Source organism: Photobacterium kishitanii, from assembly GCF_000613045.3.
GTDB classification, from domain to species: domain Bacteria; phylum Pseudomonadota; class Gammaproteobacteria; order Enterobacterales; family Vibrionaceae; genus Photobacterium; species Photobacterium kishitanii.
Map to the genome: position 1 here is coordinate 2,663,561 of NZ_LN794352.1, position 18,936 is coordinate 2,682,496.

The following is an 18,936-nucleotide window of genomic DNA, read 5'->3' on the forward strand; positions in this document are numbered from 1 at the left end:
TATCAAACACGATTATTTAAACTGATCTTCTTCTGTTGACCCGGTTAATGCTGTCACTGACGAATTCCCCCCCTGAATGGTATTGGTCATGGTATCAAAGTAACCCGTTCCGACCTCTTGCTGATGAGCAACAAAGGTATAACCTTTAGCTGCGGCTTCAAACTCTGGACGTTGTACTTTTTCAACATAATGACGCATACCTTCACCCTGCGCATACGCATGGGCAAGTTCAAACATGTTAAACCACATGTTATGAATACCAGCCAGAGTAATAAATTGGTACTTATACCCCATATCAGCTAATTCTTGTTGGAATTTAGCGATAGTTTCCGCATCAAGATTTTTTTCCCAATTAAACGACGGTGAACAATTATAAGCTAATAGCTGATCAGGGTATTGTTCATGAATCGCTTCGGCAAATTTACGCGCTTCTTCTAAACATGGTTTTGCCGTTTCACACCAAATTAAATCGGCATAAGGTGCATAAGCTAAACCTCGCGCAATGGCTTGATCGATACCGGCTCGAACACGGTAAAAACCTTCAGCAGAGCGATCGCCAAGAATAAAATCTTTATCATATGGATCGCAATCAGAAGTTAACAAATCAGCAGCATTGGCATCCGTTCGCGCAATGACTAACGTTGTTGTACCCGCAACATCTGCTGCTAAACGAGCTGCGACTAATTTCTGAACCGCTTCTTGGGTTGGCACTAAGACTTTCCCCCCCATATGGCCACATTTTTTCACCGAGGCTAATTGATCTTCAAAGTGAACCCCAGCAGCACCTGCTTCAATCATATTACGCATTAATTCATAAGCATTAAGTACGCCACCAAAACCAGCTTCTGCATCTGCAACAATCGGCAAGAAATAATCGACACCCTCAGTAGGAGAGCCGCCATTTGACCATTGAATTTGATCAGCTCGACGGAAAGAGTTATTAATTCGCTTCACCACCGCAGGGACTGAATCAACCGGATATAACGACTGATCAGGATACATTGCTGATGCGGTATTATTATCAGCTGCAACTTGCCAACCGGATAAATAAATCGCTTCAATACCTGCTTTTGCCTGCTGTACGGCTTGTCCACCAGTCAAAGCACCTAAACAATTAACATAACCTTTTTTAGCGCTACCATTAACCAATTCCCACAATTTATCAGCACCACGTTGGGCGATAGTATGCTCAGGAATAAATGACCCACGAAGATTAACAACTTCTTCGGCGGTATAAGTGCGCTTAACGTGTTTCCAGCGTGGATTTTCAGCCCAATCTTGTTCTAGGGCAGCAATTTGTTGTTGGCGAGTTAATGTCATAATAATATCCCTCTAGTCAATTGGCGGTAATCCGTTATTACACTAAATAGTCATAACCTTTGAGAGTTAAGAAATTGTCTAACTCATCGCTGGTTGCCAAGTGCGACATCAAATAAGTCGCTTCTTCAAAACGGCCGTTATCAATGCGTTCTTGGCCTAACTCTTGCTGTAATACCTGCATTTCTTGAGCCAACATTTGAGTAAATAATGCTTTAGTAACCACTTGACCATTGGATAACGTTTTACCATGTTTTATCCATTGCCAAATGGAAGCGCGAGCAATTTCAGCCGTCGCTGCATCCTCCATTAAGCCATAGATAGGTACACAACCATTACCTGAAATCCATGCTTCAATATATTGCACTGCTACTCGAATATTGTGTCGCATACCGGCTTCTGTTCGCTCACCATCACAAGGTGCTAATAATTCTGCTGCCGTAATCGGTGTATCTTGTTCACGGCTCACATCCAGTTGATTGGTACGCTGACCAAGCACATCATCAAAAATAGCCCGTGCGGTATCAGCTAACCCTGGATGAGCGACCCACGTACCATCATGGCCATTATTAGCTTCAAGCGCTTTATCGGTTTGGATTTTATTTAACACCCATGCTTGCTGTTGTGGATCTTTGGCTGGAATAAACGCCGCCATTCCCCCCATAGCTAATGCACCACGGCGATGACAAGTACGTACTAATAAACGTGAATAAGCATTAAGAAATGGTTTTTCCATCGTCACCACTTGGCGATCAGGCAAAATGCATTCAGGGAAATTACGTAAGGTTTTTATATAACTAAAAATATAGTCCCAACGGCCACAATTAAGTCCAACGATATGCTCTTTAAGATTAAATAATATTTCATCCATCTCAAATGCAGCAGGTAATGTTTCAATCAATACTGTTGCTTTTATGGTGCCGCGAGTTAAACCAAATTCATCTTCGGTATAACTAAAGACGTCACTCCACCATGCTGCTTCTCGGTAAGCCTGTAGTTTCGGCAAATAAAAATAAGGACCGCTACCTTTGGCTAATAACGCTTGATGATTAAGATAAAAATAAAGTGCAAAATCCAATAATGCTCCTGGAATAGGCTGACCATTCCAAAGTATATTTTTTTCTAGAAGATGCAGACCACGAACACGGCAAATCAATACCGCTGGGTCATCATTAAGCTGATAGTGTTTACCTGTTTGGGGATGGGTATAACTAATAGTGCCATTAACAGCATCACGCAGATTTTGATGACCATCAATAATCGCATTCCACGACGGAGAAAAAGAATCTTCAAAATCAGCCATAAATACTTTTACGTTAGCATTTAACGCATTAATCACCATTTTACGATCGACAGGGCCAGTGATTTCTACACGACGATCTTGTAAATCATGAGGAATATTTTGTATTTTCCAGTCAGCCTCTCTGATAGCTCTTGTTTCTGGTATAAAATCAGGAAGTTGACCGCGATCAATCGCTAATTGTTGTTGCTCTCGCGTCTCTAATAATAACGGTACTCGTTCAGCAAAGCGTTCAACTAACCGCTCAATAAACCCTAACGCATCGGCAGTTATAATTTGTTGTTGCTGCTCCGTCAGAGGTTGCTGCAGTAATAACTGAGTACGATCGTTTGCTTGAATGGCTGTCTTTATCATATACGCCTCCAGCATGTAACTTAATCACTACTTTTATCAATAACAAAAGCAATGATTCCCTGTTAAATTATTTAAAGCCTATATTTACGTTGCCGTAACCATAGTTGGAATGCAAGTAAATAACCGTACCTAGAAACGCAACAAAAAATACAAATCTAATACTATCAATGAGTTACTTTAAAACGTAAAATATGTAAAATACCAAATTCACAAAAATCTTAGCTATTTACTCGGAATTTAAGTTTATACATAAATAACAATTTTTTGTTAGTTGTTACGTAATTAAATTACATAAAATCTGATGGTAATATTGAGTTAAAAAGGCGTTTAAAACAAATAGTCATAGCTTATTTTCATATAAGATGATGATTAGTAAAATAATTAACTGCCAAAAAACAAAATAATAAAACAAGTTGTGTTAGAGGATAACGGATAAGAAAGGGATTAATTTGCACGCTGAAACAAATTTATTCAACAAAACAGCGACTTATAGATAGATCGCTCGATAATATAATCTTTTAATCATTAGTAAAAAAGCAGTATATTCAACTAAAAACTGTTAAATATAACCTCGGTCAATATAGAACTCACAAAAAAGCCTAAGTAACCATAATAATTACCCTAAAATCACAGTATAATTTTTATCATTACTTGAGGCTTTAATACCATAATTAGCCATTAAACGAACTTACAGTAAACTTTTAACGATCTCTCCAAGCTTTTCAAAAGCTGCGGTACGGCTTGATGTTGGTCTCCACACCAAACCAATTTCACGATAAGCATCTTGACCCGGTGGTTCAATAACCACTAGATTTTGATTTTCTAAAATACCGTGTTTAATTGCCATCTGTGGAATAAATGTCGTTCCTAAACCATTAGCAACCATTTGGACTAAAGTATGTAAGCTAGTTGCCGTAAATGGATTAATTTTTTCTTTAGACGTCAATTTACAAGCAGATACCGCATGCTCAGTCAAACAATGCTCTTTCTCTAGTAAGAAAACTGACTTATCAGGCAGATCAGCATAATGCAGCGGGATTGTCACCGACGCTGCTTGATTTTTACTGATCACCATTTTAAATGCGTCACGACCGACAATCTGACTCGACATACCATGAATATCAACAGGCAATGCTAAAATTAATACATCCATTTCACCATGCTGAAGCGCCTCCAATAAATTAGTGGTGGTATCTTCACGCAAGAGCAAATTGAGCTTGGGATATAACGTATTAACTTGTTGGACTAAACCACATAATAAAAAAGGCGCGATTGTCGGAATACAACCAACCCGCAATGGTCCTTCCATACCATCACCACAACAACGAGAAAGCTCAACAAGATCACGACTACAAGCTAATAACTCTCGTGCTCTACTGACTATTTGTTCGCCCATAGACGTAAATACTAAAGTTTTAGCCTTGGTATCACGTTCAACTAAGTGACAATCAAGTAACTCTTCAAGATTTTGAATACCAGAACTTAATGTCGACTGGCTCACAAAACATCGTTTAGCGGCTTCGCCAAAATGATGTGTTTCCGATAGAGTAACTAAATAATGAAGCTGTTTAAGTGATGGAAATTTATTCATCGTATTTTTCGATTACTTCAATCTGTTTATTCCGCTTTTTTCAATTTAACAGTTTAGCTATAGTTTGTCTTGTCCAAGTATGGAGCCCGCCTAAAAAGGTTGGCAAACCCCAATATTTAAGGAGCACCAAAATGGTACTAGTAGGTCGTCAGGCACCAGATTTTACTGCTGCAGCTGTTCTAGGTAACGGCGAAATTGTTGATACATTCAACTTTTCAGAATTTACTAAAGGTAAAAAAGCAGTAGTTTTCTTTTACCCACTAGACTTTACTTTCGTATGCCCATCAGAGCTAATTGCTTTTGATAAACGCTTTGAAGATTTCCAAGCGAAAGGCGTAGAAATTATTGGTGTTTCAATTGATTCACAGTTCTCGCACAACGCATGGCGTAACACTGCTGTTGAAGATGGCGGTATCGGTCAAGTTAAATACCCATTAGTTGCTGATATTAAGCACGAAATCTGCAAAGCTTACGATGTTGAGCATCCAGAAGCTGGTGTTGCTTTCCGTGGTTCTTTCCTTATCGATGAAGACGGCATGGTTCGTCACCAAGTAGTTAACGATCTACCATTAGGTCGTAACATCGATGAAATGCTACGTATGGTTGATGCATTGAACTTCCACCAAAAGCATGGCGAAGTATGTCCTGCACAGTGGGAAGAAGGTAAAGCAGGTATGGATGCATCACCAAAAGGTGTAGCAGACTACCTATCTGAGCACACTGCAGACCTAGGTAAGAAGTAATTACCTATTAACACCATGCTCACGGTGTTATAAATCGCATTAGTGCTACATAGAGCCAAAGTCAGCTCAAATAAAAAATACAATGAGGCTCGGAATATACCGAGCCCTTTTTTTAACTTCATTTTCTACCCACCGCACATTATCAATCGCCACTATTCGCTCCCTCTGCAATTATCTTCTACACTGAACATCCTCTTTTTATACGACTGCTAATAATCAATGACTATTCAACTTGAAGTTTGTATCGATAATCTTGAATCACTGCGTTATGCCGCACAAGGTGGCGCAACTCGTATTGAACTATGTTCATCATTAGCTCTCGGTGGATTGACGCCCAGTATCGGATTTATGCATGCCGCAGCTAAATATGCCACAGTTCCCGTATATGCGATGATTCGCCCACGTCAAGGTGACTTTCTGTTCAGCAGCGAGGATGTCGAAATCATGCTAGCCGATATTTATGCAGCTAAGCAGGCAAAATTACAAGGTGTTGTAATTGGAGTATTAACGCCACATGGCTTAATAGACAGCGATATTGTTACTCGCCTCGTTAAACAAGCTCAAGGTATGGGGGTCACCTTTCATCGTGCTATTGATCAGTGTGTTGAGCCAATAGCAGCGTTAGATGCGATTATGGCTGCTGGTTGTGAACGAATTCTAACATCCGGTTTACACGCTAACGCTTATGACGGTATAGACATGATTAAGCAAATGCATCAATACTGCGGTAATCGGTTAAAGATTATGGCGGGGGCGGGTGTTAACAGTCAAAACGTACAAGAAATTATTACTCAAACAGGCATTAATGAGATCCATCTATCAGGCAAAACTACTCGCCCAAGTGGCATGATCACCGTCGCTAAGCAAGCCCATATGGGTAATGCTGATATTGATGATTTTGAGATCCCAATTACAGGTGAAGCAAACATAGCTGCAGTTGTCGCTCAGCTTCAGGCGTGACAATAACGCCACGCTATCGTTTAATCGGGGCGTATTATCTCATTATAGATCATCACGTCCCTGTTTATTTTAACGATGCAATAACGTAACGAGCTACAACATATTTTTAATATCTTCTGGATTAGTATGGCGAATATCTTTGCCTTGCACAAAATAGATAATATATTCGCAAATATTTTGGCAGCGATCACCAACCCGTTCAATCGATCGCGCAGCCCACATCACCTTCATGACATTAGGTATCGAATTAGGATCTTCCATCATATAAGTCATTAATTGACGTATAATCGCTTCATATTCACGATCTATACGGTCATCTTCTTGATAAACCTCGATCGCCGCTTTTACATCCATTCGTGCAAACGCATCTAAAGTCTCATGTAACATTCGCACCGCATGCTGACCTAACGATTCAAGGGATACTAATAAGTTATACTGCTTATTAGTAAAATTCTCAGAAGCAACTTTGGCAATACTTTCCGCAACATCACCTATACGCTCTAAATCAGTAATAGTTTTAATAATTGCAATCACCAGCCGTAAATCACTCGCCGTCGGCTGGCGCTTAGCGATAATACGGGTGCAGGCTTCATCAATCGCGACTTCCATCGCATTTACTTTGTGATCATCTTTGATCACTCGCTTAGCTAATTCTTCATTTTGCTTATGCAATGCTTTTAAACTATCGGCTAATTGCTGCTCGACCAAGCCCCCCATCGCTAATACATGGGTACGAATACTTTCTAATTCATGATTAAACTGACCAGAAATATGACGGCCAAGGCTAATTGTATTTAACATTCTGTCGATCCTTAACCATAACGCCCTGTAATATAATCCTCAGTACGTTTTTCTTTGGGAGTGGTAAATATATCATTGGTACTAGTATATTCCACTAGTTCCCCCATATGCATAAAAGCGGTTTGATCCGATACTCTCGCTGCTTGCTGCATATTATGAGTAACAATGATTACGGTATATTTAGCCTTGAGATCATTAATTAACTCTTCAATGGTCAAGGTTGAGATCGGATCCAATGCAGATGTCGGTTCATCTAATAATAGAATTTCAGGTTCAATCGCAATCGCACGCGCAATCACTAACCGTTGTTGCTGGCCACCCGACAAACCAAATGCATTCTCATGTAAACGGCCTTTTACTTCGTCCCATAATGCTGCGGATCGTAGTGAGTTTTCAACGGTATCGTCAAGGACTCGTCGATCGCTGATCCCTTGTAATCGTAACCCATAAACAACATTTTCATAAATAGACTTAGGGAATGGATTTGGTCGTTGAAACACCATCCCGACTCGACGTCGTAGCGCGGCAACATCGACATTATTATCATACACATTCTGGCCATGAAGCATGACTTTACCGTCAATATGACAGCCATCAATAAGATCATTCATGCGATTTATGCAACTTAGCAAGGTTGATTTACCACACCCAGAAGGACCGATAAACGCAGTAACTTGCCCTTTAGCAATCCGCATATTGATATCAAACAATGCTTGAGTTTGACCATAATGGAGATTCAAGCCTTCGATTGATAATGCCGTTTTATCGTCAGGCAGTAACGATAAATCCAACGGCTCAAACAATCCCATTGGCGAGTGGTCGGTGAAGAGAGAACGATCGTTATACATAGTTGATCTCGTGTTATTGATACTCACAGCTATTGCTCTAAAGCGCGGAATTTTTCTCGAAGGTGGTTACGAATAGCAATTGCAGTTAAGTTCAAACTGATAATAACCGTCACCAATAAAAATGAGGTGGCGTACACTAATGGACGCGCAGCTTCAACATTAGGGCTCTGAAAAGCGACATCATACACATGGAAACCTAAGTGCATGAATTTTCTATCTAAGTGAACATATGGGAAGTGCATATCGAGTGGTAATGTTGATGCCATTTTTACCACCCCAACAAGCATTAATGGCGCAACTTCTCCCGCAGCTCGTGCAACGGCAAGAATAAGTCCGGTCATGATTGCAGGACTTGCCATTGGCAATACAATTCGCCATAAGGTTTCGGCTTGTGTCGCCCCGAGTGCTAATGAACCATTACGCACTGAACTCGGAATACGCGCTAAACCTTCCTCAGTTGACACAATCACAACCGGTAACGTCATGATGGCTAACGTCAATGCAGACCATAAAATTCCCGGAGTACCAAATGTCGGGGTCGGTAATTGGGCGGAAAAGAACACATCATCAATAGTGCCACCAACCATATACACAAAAAAGCCTAACCCAAATACACCATACACAATCGATGGTACACCCGCGAGATTAATCACCGCAATCCGAATTAGTTTTGTAAAACGATTATTACTAGCATATTCATGTAAATAGACGGCAGCAAGCACGCCCAATGGGGTCACCATTACGCTCATTAATAGCACCATAAATACCGTACCAAAAATGGCAGGAAAAACACCGCCTTCAGTATTGGCTTCACGTGGCGCTTCAGATAAAAATTTATATACGTGGCGTCCCCAATGCTGCACTTTTTCAAGCCACGACAAATTATTTGGTCGCCACATATCCAAAATTTGCATCATTGGAATTGTTACATTATTGCCACTTTGATCGCGTAATACTAACGCGTCATGGTCTAGTTGCCCTTGTAGTGCAAATAACCGATTTTCAATATTCTTATAAATCGTATTGTAATTTGCCTGCTCACGTTCAATACGTAAACTATCATCTGCGGTCAATTTACCACTTAATTCTAGTCGCCGTTTTTCAATTCTTAGTCGTTCTAAATGCCAATTAATATTTGCAATCTCGTTGCCTTGTAATGAGCGTAATTCGGAACGTACTTTATCGGCTTGTGCTAATGCTGCTGGTAATTGTGATAGCGATTGTGGTTCACCAGCTTCGATCACCTTTACTGGATAGCCATAAAACTTACCATTGCTTTCACGCTCAACCACCGCAATATTATTAGCGACTTGTTGATGAATAATTTGGGTACTTAATACCGTTAAGAAATCTAATGCGCCCTGGTCACGATTACCGGTTTTAATTAAATAACGCGGCACACTGTCTTGGGTAAACTGACTAACATCAACCCCAGCATCCGCAAGCTGATCTACTGGAACCATAGTGCGTTGATAAAGTTCACCAATCACCACTTGCTGTTTACCATTAAGGTTAACATCAAATTGATATACAGGTGCTGGCCAGAAATAACTCAAGCCTTTATAACCAATCAATAATAATAAACCGAGTACAGCAACCAAACTTAAGCTGACCGCACCCGCTGTTAACCAAATCCATGGTGAACCAGATTTAAACCATTTAATCATTGCTGTATCACTTATTATAACGAACTGTATTTTTCGCGTAATCGTTGTCGAACGACTTCAGCAATTGTATTAAATACAAAGGTAAACACAAACAATACAAATGCCGCTAAGAACAGCACTCGATAATGTGAACTACCCACCTCTGATTCTGGCATCTCAATGGCAATAGTTGCAGCTAAGGTGCGTAATCCTTGGAGTAAATTCCAATCCATAACAGGGGTATTACCGGTTGCCATTAACACAATCATGGTTTCCCCCACCGCGCGCCCTAAACCCATCATAATCGCCGAAAATATACCAGGACTCGCCGTCAACAATACGACCTTGGTTAAGGTCTGCCATTGGGTTGCACCTAAAGCTAATGACCCTTTTGTTAAATGTGCTGGTACCGAGAAAATAGCATCTTCAGCAATGGTAAAAATAGTTGGAATAACCGCAAATCCCATTGCTATACCGACAATTAACGCATTACGTTGATCATAACCAATACCTAAATGGTTGTTTAAATACCCTTGCAAATCACCATTAAAAAACTGCGTTTCAATCCATGGACTTAAGCCAAAACAGCCATAGGTCACCGCTATAATTACCGGAATTAACAATGCGATATGGAAACCATTAGGAACACGTGAGCGCCATTGCCCCGGTAGCATTGACCAACTCCAGCCAACAACAATAATACTTAATGGTAAAAAGAATATTCCAAGTGCGATCCCTGCAAGATATTGCTCAACAATCGGTGCCAACCATACTCCGGCTAGAAAACCCAAAATAACCGTCGGCAATGCTTCCATTAATTCTACAGTCGGTTTAATGACTTTTCTGACTTTATTTGACATAAAGTAAGCAGTGTAAATAGCCCCAGCAAGTGCTAATGGAATAGCAAAAAACATCGAATAAATCGCAGCCTTAAGGGTACCAAATACAATTGGTACTAGACTTAATTTAGGTTCAAATTCATCACTAGCAGAGGTTGATTGCCATACATAATCAGGCTCAGCATAACCTTCATACCACACTTTCTGTAATAGTGATGAGAGTCCAATATCAGGATGAGCATTTTTAACTTGGTAACTCTGCCAACGACCATCATCAAACGTCACTAACAAATTAGCTTTAGGAGAAATGGCAATATCAGTCGGTACTTTGCTAAAGACTTTTTCTTTGTATATTACCTTGCGCTCGGCAGTGTAATAAGCCGAGGTAGTACCATCTTTTTGAATCGCAAAAAAACCCTTACGGTAATATTCTGGTACTATTTTCACTAAGGGGCTAGCCGAGAACTGAAACGTTCTCACTTTAATTAATTGCCGTTGCCCTTCTTTAACTGCTTCAAACCATTGCGAAATAGTATTATTAGAGTTAGTTATTAATAATGAATTAGCGCCAGATAATAAGGTAATGGAAACAGGCTTACTGCTACCCGTAGCAACATTTTCAATTTTACGCAGAAAAGCGCTTTTGGGGGTCAACTTATATAAATATAAATTTGAGCCACTTAATACATACAGCGTCTTACCATCTGGTGTTAATTGAAAGTCATCAATTTTCACAGGGGTATTATTAATTGCAAACTGCTGCTGCTGCCAACCTTGCGCGCGTTGTATGACATTTTCAGGTAGCAGTAAACTCAAGCCATAAAGGTGGTTAGTCGCAGTCTTACCGACCACGACGGTGCGATCATCTCGACCAGAAATAGCTAACTGAGTGATTGCTTCTCCTGTTGGCGCGAGCGCTAACGGTGTTTTACCAAAAGGATATTCAATACTGGGTTGCAATTGCTTATGTGCATCAGCAAAAGTCAATGCAAACTCGGGTTTAACTATCGTCACCTGACCTTGCGTAGTGCCATAAGCGATCATGCCATCACGTGGCAAACTAACGCCATATGCGGTTGGATTAGCAATAATTACCTGCTGTTTGACCACATCGGCTGATTGAGACTGTGAGGGTAATTTTACAAAAGTAACCTTACCATCACGACTAAAACGGTAAGCAATCGTATTACTGTCATCAACCCCTAATAATGCAGTTTTACTGGTTACAGGTAATGAAAAGTGCTGTTTAGGAGTAACAGAAACAGACGAAAAAATAGGTACAATCACATACAACAAATAAAAGAAAATCAGCATTAAAGTGATCAAAACAAAAATACCGCCAGCAGTAACACCAATCCGGGCTAATGTATCTTTACCACGGCGAAAGCGGTTCTCTTTCCTTAATAATGTGCTGGCGTTTGCCATTATGACCTCTAACCTATTTATACGCTTAAAAGTGTATTGCTATTTTATGACAGATTTATGACAACCATAACCATGAGAATTATTTGAGTTGGCTAAATCACGTTTTACGGCCATGCTTAAAAAACAACCACAAAAAAATGCCACTATAATGTTATAACGACAAGGGACCGACGTGATGAAACAACTGATTGTAACCATAATTGGTAAAGATAAACCTGGGCTTGTAGAGCAATTATCTGACACCGTCTACTTCAATCATGCTAATTGGGTAACGAGTTCACTCAGCCAGCTTGGCGGTCAATTTGCAGGCATAATACAAATAGAAGTTGCAACTGAACACTTTATATCACTGCGCCAAGCTTTAACGAAAATTGAAGCGCTACAAATACACATCGTCGAAGATCACACCCAAGCGGCTATACCTTATGTTGCCCAGCAGCTCACAGTTACTGGCAATGATCGACGTGGTATTGTTAAAGAAGTCACTCGTCACTTAACCTTGCTCGGAATTAATATTGCCAAATTAAAAACCGCGACTCAAAGCGCACCTAACTGGGGCTACCCTATTTTTGTGGCTGAGTTTCAATTACACACACCACCAGAAATTAACGCAGATATGATTCAGCAACAACTTGAGCAGTTAGCAGATGATTTAACTATAGATATTGAAACGCTTAGCTAAATCAATCAGATGGCATACACTAAAGCAATGTAACGCGAATCATCATGCTTTACCATGCCATTTTATATCAAATATCATATTGATGGCTGCAAAGTAGCAAGGATATTGACACCGAATGACCATCAATAATCGTTATCTTGAAAAAGAGCTCAGCTGGCTATCATTTAATGAACGGGTATTACAAGAGGCTGCAGACAACTCAGTACCGCTTCTTGAGCGAGTACGTTTTCTTGGTATCTATGCCAATAATATTGATGAGTTTTACAAAGTGCGGGTGGCCAAAGTTAAGCGCCAACTATTACATAGTCACGGCCAAGATAATCAAGCGCAACAATTATTAGATCAAATTCAACAACGAAGCTTACAAGCACAACAAACCTTTGATGTCATTTATGATGCGCTACTGATTGAAATGACACAACAAAGTATTTATCTGATAGATGAACATCAACTCCACCCTCAGCAGCAACTATGGCTTAAATCCTATTTTCGTCAATATATTCTGCCCCATATTACGACGATTTCGCTGACTAACAGTATTGATTTAGTGCAACGTTTACAGCATAACTGTGCGTACTTAGCGGTAATGATCAACCGAGGTTCTAAGGTTGATTATGTTTTAATTGAAATTCTAACTGAAAAATTACCCCGCTTAGTGCAACTCCCTAGCAGTAACAACCAGCATCAGTTTATTTTTATTGAAAATATTATCCGTCACTGTATCTGGGATATTTTTAATGATCTAACCGCAACAGCTCAGCTCAGCGTTTATGCGCTTAAAATAACCCGCAATGCTGACTATAAGCTTGAGGCTGATAGCAATGATATATTGCACCAACTATCCCTACAGTTAAGTCAACGTCTAACGGCAAAGCCTATCAGGTTAGTATATCAACACACCATGCCATCAAAATTGCTTCGGTTGTTATCTAACCAACTCAAGCTATCATGTTTCGATACAATTATTGTAGGCGGGCGTTATCAGCACTGTAACGATTTAATCACTTTTCCTACTATCGGCAATAAATACCTTAATCATGCTCCGTTGCCAACTATCGATAATTACTCTTTCAGCGGTGCTAAAACAGTTTTTAGCGCAATAAAAGCCCAAGATATTTTATTGTATTACCCTTATCACAGCTTTCAACATATGCTTGATTTTGTACATCAAGCAGCGTTAGATCCCGCTGTTCGCCAAATTAAGATTAATATTTATCGAGCCGCTAAACAGTCACTCATTATTGATAGCTTAATTACCGCAGCCCATAACGGCAAACAGGTAACTGTAGTAGTAGAGCTACAAGCTCGATTCGATGAGCAAGCCAATATTGATTGGGCACAACAATTAACCGCAGCCGGAATCACGGTATTATTTGGCATTGCTGAAGTAAAAATTCATTCAAAACTATGCCTTGTCAGCCGTCAAGAACAACACCAATTAGTTCATTACGCTCATATCGGTACAGGTAACTTTAACGAGCAAACCGCCAAAAGCTATACTGATTTTTCACTATTTACATCCCATGTAGAGATCACTCATGAAGTACAACAATTGTTTGATTATATTGCTAACCCCGCCACTAAGGTTAATTTCAACTATTTAATTGTATCGCCAACCAACGCGAGGCTTCGTCTATACGCACTTATTGAGAATGAAATTTACCATGCTCAACAAAACCGACCGGCTGGTATCACCCTCAAACTGAATAATTTAATTGATAAAGGCTTAATTGATCAGCTTTATCGCGCGAGTCAACATGGGGTTAAGATCCAATTAATAATCCGTGGCATGTGCAGTCTAATTACCAATATAAAAGGCATCAGTGAAAACATTACCATTATTAGTATTGTTGATCGTTTTCTTGAACATTCTCGAGTGTATATTTTTACCAATAATGACATGCCAAAGGTGTTTATTTCTTCTGCTGATTGGATGTATCGTAATATTGATCGGCGAATTGAAGTCGGCTGTCCTATTCTATCGCCACAACTTAAACAGCGTATTATCGATATTATAAACCTCCAATTGGCCGATACTGTAAAAGCGCGCATTGTTGATCAATCAATGAGCAATCACTATGTCAAGCGAGGGAAACGTCGTAAAATACGTTCCCAAACAGCTATTTATAATTATTTAAAACGCAGTGAAGATCAATCACGCCGTCTGGCACGCAAGGAGCAAAAACATCATGCCAAGTCATAACCAACACCATGCTCCTCAACCACGACAAATTGCAGCACTTGATCTTGGCTCTAACAGTTTTCATTTAGTCATTGCGCGGGTTATCGGCCAACGTCTGCAAATTATTAGCCGTTATAAACAACGCATACATTTAGCATCAGGGTTAGATAATCAACATAATCTTAGCCAAGACGCCATTGAACGCGGATTAGCATGTTTAGCTATGTTTGCTGAAAGACTTCAGGGTTTTGAACCTGAAAATGTACGTGTCGCTGCGACTTATACCCTTCGGCAAGCACGTAATGCTGATATTTTTATTCGTCGTGCTGAAACCATTATGCCTTACCCCATTGAAATCATCGCTGGCACAGAAGAAGCACGATTAATTTACTTAGGTGTCGCCCATACTCAGCCCGAACAAGGTAAAAGACTGGTGATTGATATTGGTGGCGGCAGCACTGAATTAGTGATTGGCTCAGGATTTGAAACTAATAAGGTTTGCAGCAAACATATCGGTTGTGTGAGTTACACTAAAAACTTTTTTGCTGATGGTAAACTCAACCTAACCAATTTTGCCGCGGCACAATTAGCCGCACATCAAAAGCTAGAAACGATTGTTAATCAATATAAACAACTTGGCTGGCAGAAAGTATTAGGCGCATCCGGTACAATTAAAGCGATTCAAGCAGTATTAATTGCTCAAGGGCACCATGATGGAATACTCACTCAGCCTCGATTACAGCAATTAATCACCACGCTCATTGCTTGCAAACATCAGCATAAATTAGTGTTAGCAGGGTTAAGTGAGGATCGACAACCTGTTTTTGCTGCGGGAGTCGCGATTATAAGTGCCCTTTTTTCAGCATTAAATATTACTGAAATGCATTTTTCAAACGCAGCACTGCGTGAAGGATTATTGTATGAAATGGAACAACGTTTTCGTCATTGCGATATTCGCAGCCGTACTGCTACAGCAATAGCACAGCAATACAATATTGATATGCCTCAAGCTCAACGCGTAAAGAACACCGCGATAGCGCTGTATACTCAAATTGAATCATCACCTACCGATAAGCACGCAGAATTAGTCACTTTACTAGCATGGGGAGCATTATTGCATGAGGTTGGTTTAAGTATTAGTTATCCTGGGTTTCACCGCCATTCAGCCTATTTATTACGCTATAGCATCATGCCGGGATTTAGCGTCGAACAACAAACATTACTCGCAACCTTAGTTCGCTTTCAACGTAAGCGATTGAAACTTGATGAAGTTCCATCATTAACGATTTATAAACGTAAGCAGTTATATCCATTAATAAGAGCATTACGGCTTGCTGTTACTCTTAATGGTCAACGTAATATTATTTCTGTACCGCAGATTATACTCACCGTCAATAACGAACACTGGCAATTAACTTTGCCGAAAAATTGGCTAACAACCAATACTCTACTCGCAGCAGATCTAGTAACAGAGCAACAATACTGGCATAAAGCAGGCTGGCAATTAACTATTGCAGAATTAGATAGCTAATATTCAATAAAAACACTTAAACACCATATAAAAATGTACCTTTTGAATACTTTTAATAAGAATAGATGTAAATATTATATTCTTTGATTACATCTTTTACTTACAATTTAATAAAATAATTCAAATAGCAGAAAAATAAAATTAAAGTATTTTTTACTGCGTCATAATAACCACAAAGTTTAAATAAAATATATCCACATATCAGAAACCGTTTATTTAATATCGAAAAACACTAAAAACAACAATAATCACACTCAATAACCATTATTACAACTAATAATTTTATATAATTAACAGATTTTATAAGTTACTATATTTATTGGTTTTATAGCTACCACAAGTTATATTAATTCATTGCTATTATAATAAACATAATATATATTTATATATTAAAATCGTAATTAAAATATCCATTTTTTAATAAATCAATTCTACCAGACAATGATATATTCCAATTTTATTTGGTCTTATTATAAGGTATATCATGATTTCAGGTTTTAATTCTAATCAACTCCCCAACTTATCTGCTATTAATGACATTACGATCACATCTAAAACTAGCAATACAAACTATGGCGGAAGTGACCTATTAAATAATGTAATTATCATGCCTAATGGTAAATTATCGATAACTGATAATGCTGTGGCAAATAAAACTATAGCCGAAGGTACAACTAATTCAGCCTCAGGGATGGGAGCTTATTTTTACGTTAATGGAGGCGCTAAGTCAAATAATGCCACCATTGAAAATAATGGTTTTTTAAATATCGGGGAGAATAGAAATCAAGAATATAAAAATGGCCATTGGGTTGATAAACCTTTATCTGAGCAATTAACTAAAAATAAAGCCTATGCCACTAACACTCACCTATTAAAGGGTGGTAATTTATGGACTGGTATTAACTCTGTTACAAAAGGTACAATTAATGAGGGAGGGGTGCTTAATGAATATTATGGTAAAGTTTATAACTCAATAAACACCGAAGGAGGAAGAGAATATACATATTCGCCAGTAGTATCTTCAAATTCAAAATTCAATCGTAGTTATGATTATGTTGGACTTCAATCTAAGAAAGGTGGAACACAAAACAATGTAACCGCTGAAAATCATAGTCTTATAAATGTAACTAATTCTGGATATATAAATAAAATAAAAAGTACTGATAGCACCATAAACTCAAATAATAAAGGTACTATTAATAATATTGAAAGCCATCACAGTATTATCAATGTTAATACTGGTGGCGTTATTTCTAATGTTACTGCAACCAATAATAGCATTATAAATAACAACAACTCAATGAATGGTAAAAACACCTTAACAAACAGCACCTTGAATACTAATTCAGGTTCAAAAGCTGATACAGTAACATTAAATGGTTCATTAATTAATGTTAATGGAACATCAACTATTTCAAACATTATAAGTAACAATAATAACAATACCATTTCATTTCCAAGTAAAAAGCCAGTAACATTAAATTCAAACTCCATTTCTGGTGACTATACGGTTAAAATCTCGTCCAATTTAAACAACTTTTCAACTGATTTAATTAATGTTAAGAACGGTATATCTGGAAATTTAAAATTAAACTTTAGTGGGTTAGGAAAAACAGGTAGAAATACGCTTGGTAATGGTATAAAAATCATTAATAATGAAAATCTATCTTCAAATCATCATATAACTATGACCAAACCTATTAATCGAGGGATATTAGTTTATAACTTAAAAAATATTGATAATGATTATTATCTTCAATCTTCGCTAAATAAAGTTAACTATATTAATGTTTACACACCATTAGCACTATCAGATTACTCATTATCAAATACAGGCAGTTTATATCAACGTCAGGGATCATTTATTAACACCTCAAAGCATGATGTTTGGGTGAAATATAATTCGAAAAAACAAAATATTAATGATGGTCAACTATCGAGCAATACATTAACATTAGGGTATACATTTTATAACAACAATAATAATAAACACATTGATTCTGGTTTAATGTTAAATCTAGGAAAATTAGATTTTTCATATAATAGCGAAGTAAATAATACTGATGCTATAAGCGTCTATAACTACACCACAATCAAAAAACCTAACTATTATTTTGATTTTGTGAATGGTTTTGGGTTATACAAATCTAAAATTAACCCTACAATTTCAAATGAAACTGAATCTTTTAACTCTAAAATATTCACATCTTCAATTGAAACTGGATATTTATTCAAGTATCACAAGATTAATATCATCCCTCAAACTCAACTAATTTATCAAAACTATAGCCAAAATAGTTATAATTTAGTTGGCTATGAGTCTGACACAAAAATGGATTCAGTTAAGCAAAATAATATTATTGGCCGAGTTGGTATTAATATAAACCGTGATTTCCAAAGTAAATATTTATATCAACCATTTATTCAACTTAGTGTTTATAATAAATTCAACAAGAGCCATAACATTACTGCAACAGATATAAATGTTAGTCAATTTGCACAGGTAAAAGATGATAAGACTTGGCTTAATGTGACTGCTGGGTTAAATGTGAAAGTTTCAGACCAATCTAATGTGTATGCTGATGTTATTTATGACCATCATAATCTCAATGAGTTAATTGCATACAGATATAGTTTTTGATTGTAAAATCAGAAAGTTCTGCGTGTTTTAGTAAATTATGTTAAGGCGACAATAAGATCTAATCTTATCAGTAGCC

The 18,936-nt window shown here is 38.2% G+C and carries 13 protein-coding genes; 6 read left to right on the forward strand and 7 right to left on the reverse strand.

The annotated features are described in order from the left end of the window. Nucleotides 1–12: 12 nt before the first annotated feature. The 3 genes from aceA to PPBDW_RS12515 all read right to left on the reverse strand — a co-directional run bounded on the left by aceA (nt 13) and on the right by PPBDW_RS12515 (nt 4,562). Nucleotides 13–1,320, reverse strand: a complete 1,308-nt coding sequence (aceA, locus tag PPBDW_RS12505) for an isocitrate lyase (RefSeq protein WP_036795865.1) — start codon at nt 1,318–1,320, stop codon at nt 13–15. Between the two features lie 37 nt (nt 1,321–1,357). Next, nucleotides 1,358–2,971: a malate synthase A gene (aceB, locus tag PPBDW_RS12510; RefSeq protein ID WP_054262074.1), complete on the reverse strand. Its 1,614-nt coding sequence runs from the start codon at nt 2,969–2,971 to the stop codon at nt 1,358–1,360. 688 nt (nt 2,972–3,659) lie between these two features. Further along, entirely contained in the window at nt 3,660–4,562 is a 903-nt protein-coding gene (locus PPBDW_RS12515; RefSeq protein WP_036795867.1) for a hydrogen peroxide-inducible genes activator, read from the reverse strand. Between the two features lie 131 nt (nt 4,563–4,693). Here PPBDW_RS12515 and PPBDW_RS12520 point away from each other — a divergent pair, with 131 nt between their 5' ends. Together PPBDW_RS12520 and PPBDW_RS12525 are read left to right on the forward strand one after the other, a co-directional pair. After that, entirely contained in the window at nt 4,694–5,305 is a 612-nt protein-coding gene (locus tag PPBDW_RS12520; protein ID WP_036795868.1) for a peroxiredoxin C, read from the forward strand. A gap of 219 nt (nt 5,306–5,524) precedes the next feature. Next, nucleotides 5,525–6,265 (forward strand): copper homeostasis protein CutC, encoded by a 741-nt coding sequence (locus PPBDW_RS12525; protein ID WP_036795869.1) that lies wholly within the window; start codon nt 5,525–5,527, stop codon nt 6,263–6,265. 93 nt (nt 6,266–6,358) lie between these two features. Here the strand turns inward: PPBDW_RS12525 and phoU are convergent, their stop codons facing one another. The 4 genes from phoU to PPBDW_RS12545 all read right to left on the reverse strand — a co-directional run bounded on the left by phoU (nt 6,359) and on the right by PPBDW_RS12545 (nt 11,824). Further along, complete coding sequence (phoU, locus tag PPBDW_RS12530) at nt 6,359–7,066, reverse strand: phosphate signaling complex protein PhoU (protein ID WP_036795870.1); 708 nt, start codon at nt 7,064–7,066, stop codon at nt 6,359–6,361. A gap of 11 nt (nt 7,067–7,077) precedes the next feature. After that, nucleotides 7,078–7,875 (reverse strand): phosphate ABC transporter ATP-binding protein PstB, encoded by a 798-nt coding sequence (pstB, locus tag PPBDW_RS12535; protein WP_173425437.1) that lies wholly within the window; start codon nt 7,873–7,875, stop codon nt 7,078–7,080. 68 nt (nt 7,876–7,943) lie between these two features. Continuing rightward, nucleotides 7,944–9,581 (reverse strand): phosphate ABC transporter permease PstA, encoded by a 1,638-nt coding sequence (gene pstA / locus PPBDW_RS12540; RefSeq protein WP_036795872.1) that lies wholly within the window; start codon nt 9,579–9,581, stop codon nt 7,944–7,946. Between the two features lie 14 nt (nt 9,582–9,595). Beyond that, nucleotides 9,596–11,824: an ABC transporter permease subunit gene (locus tag PPBDW_RS12545; protein WP_036795873.1), complete on the reverse strand. Its 2,229-nt coding sequence runs from the start codon at nt 11,822–11,824 to the stop codon at nt 9,596–9,598. 175 nt (nt 11,825–11,999) lie between these two features. Between PPBDW_RS12545 and PPBDW_RS12550 the strand changes: the two genes are divergently transcribed. The 4 genes from PPBDW_RS12550 to PPBDW_RS12565 all read left to right on the forward strand — a co-directional run bounded on the left by PPBDW_RS12550 (nt 12,000) and on the right by PPBDW_RS12565 (nt 18,860). Next, complete coding sequence (locus tag PPBDW_RS12550; RefSeq protein WP_036795874.1) at nt 12,000–12,506, forward strand: glycine cleavage system transcriptional repressor; 507 nt, start codon at nt 12,000–12,002, stop codon at nt 12,504–12,506. 115 nt (nt 12,507–12,621) lie between these two features. Beyond that, nucleotides 12,622–14,709, forward strand: coding sequence for a polyphosphate kinase 1 (ppk1, locus tag PPBDW_RS12555; protein ID WP_036795876.1), 2,088 nt, complete (start codon nt 12,622–12,624; stop codon nt 14,707–14,709). Further along, nucleotides 14,696–16,219, forward strand: a complete 1,524-nt coding sequence (gene ppx / locus PPBDW_RS12560; protein WP_036795877.1) for an exopolyphosphatase — start codon at nt 14,696–14,698, stop codon at nt 16,217–16,219. The genes ppk1 and ppx overlap by 14 nt, the downstream gene beginning before the upstream one ends. Nucleotides 16,220–16,703: 484 nt before the next feature. Further along, nucleotides 16,704–18,860, forward strand: a complete 2,157-nt coding sequence (locus PPBDW_RS12565; protein WP_036795878.1) for an autotransporter domain-containing protein — start codon at nt 16,704–16,706, stop codon at nt 18,858–18,860. Nucleotides 18,861–18,936 lie beyond the last annotated feature (76 nt).

Excerpts from the sequence above, each read along its gene's own strand:
- PPBDW_RS12525 (WP_036795869.1), top strand. The coding sequence starts at position 5,525 with ATGACTATTCAACTTGAAGTTTGTATCGATAATCTTGAATCACTGCGT.
- pstA (WP_036795872.1), bottom strand. The coding sequence starts at position 9,581 with ATGATTAAATGGTTTAAATCTGGTTCACCATGGATTTGGTTAACAGCG.
- pstB (WP_173425437.1), bottom strand. The coding sequence starts at position 7,875 with ATGGGATTGTTTGAGCCGTTGGATTTATCGTTACTGCCTGACGATAAA.
- aceB (WP_054262074.1), bottom strand. The coding sequence starts at position 2,971 with ATGATAAAGACAGCCATTCAAGCAAACGATCGTACTCAGTTATTACTG.
- PPBDW_RS12545 (WP_036795873.1), bottom strand. The coding sequence starts at position 11,824 with ATGGCAAACGCCAGCACATTATTAAGGAAAGAGAACCGCTTTCGCCGT.
- PPBDW_RS12565 (WP_036795878.1), top strand. The coding sequence starts at position 16,704 with ATGATTTCAGGTTTTAATTCTAATCAACTCCCCAACTTATCTGCTATT.
- PPBDW_RS12520 (WP_036795868.1), top strand. The coding sequence starts at position 4,694 with ATGGTACTAGTAGGTCGTCAGGCACCAGATTTTACTGCTGCAGCTGTT.
- ppx (WP_036795877.1), top strand. The coding sequence starts at position 14,696 with ATGCCAAGTCATAACCAACACCATGCTCCTCAACCACGACAAATTGCA.
- phoU (WP_036795870.1), bottom strand. The coding sequence starts at position 7,066 with ATGTTAAATACAATTAGCCTTGGCCGTCATATTTCTGGTCAGTTTAAT.
- PPBDW_RS12550 (WP_036795874.1), top strand. The coding sequence starts at position 12,000 with ATGAAACAACTGATTGTAACCATAATTGGTAAAGATAAACCTGGGCTT.
- ppk1 (WP_036795876.1), top strand. The coding sequence starts at position 12,622 with ATGACCATCAATAATCGTTATCTTGAAAAAGAGCTCAGCTGGCTATCA.
- aceA (WP_036795865.1), bottom strand. The coding sequence starts at position 1,320 with ATGACATTAACTCGCCAACAACAAATTGCTGCCCTAGAACAAGATTGG.
- PPBDW_RS12515 (WP_036795867.1), bottom strand. The coding sequence starts at position 4,562 with ATGAATAAATTTCCATCACTTAAACAGCTTCATTATTTAGTTACTCTA.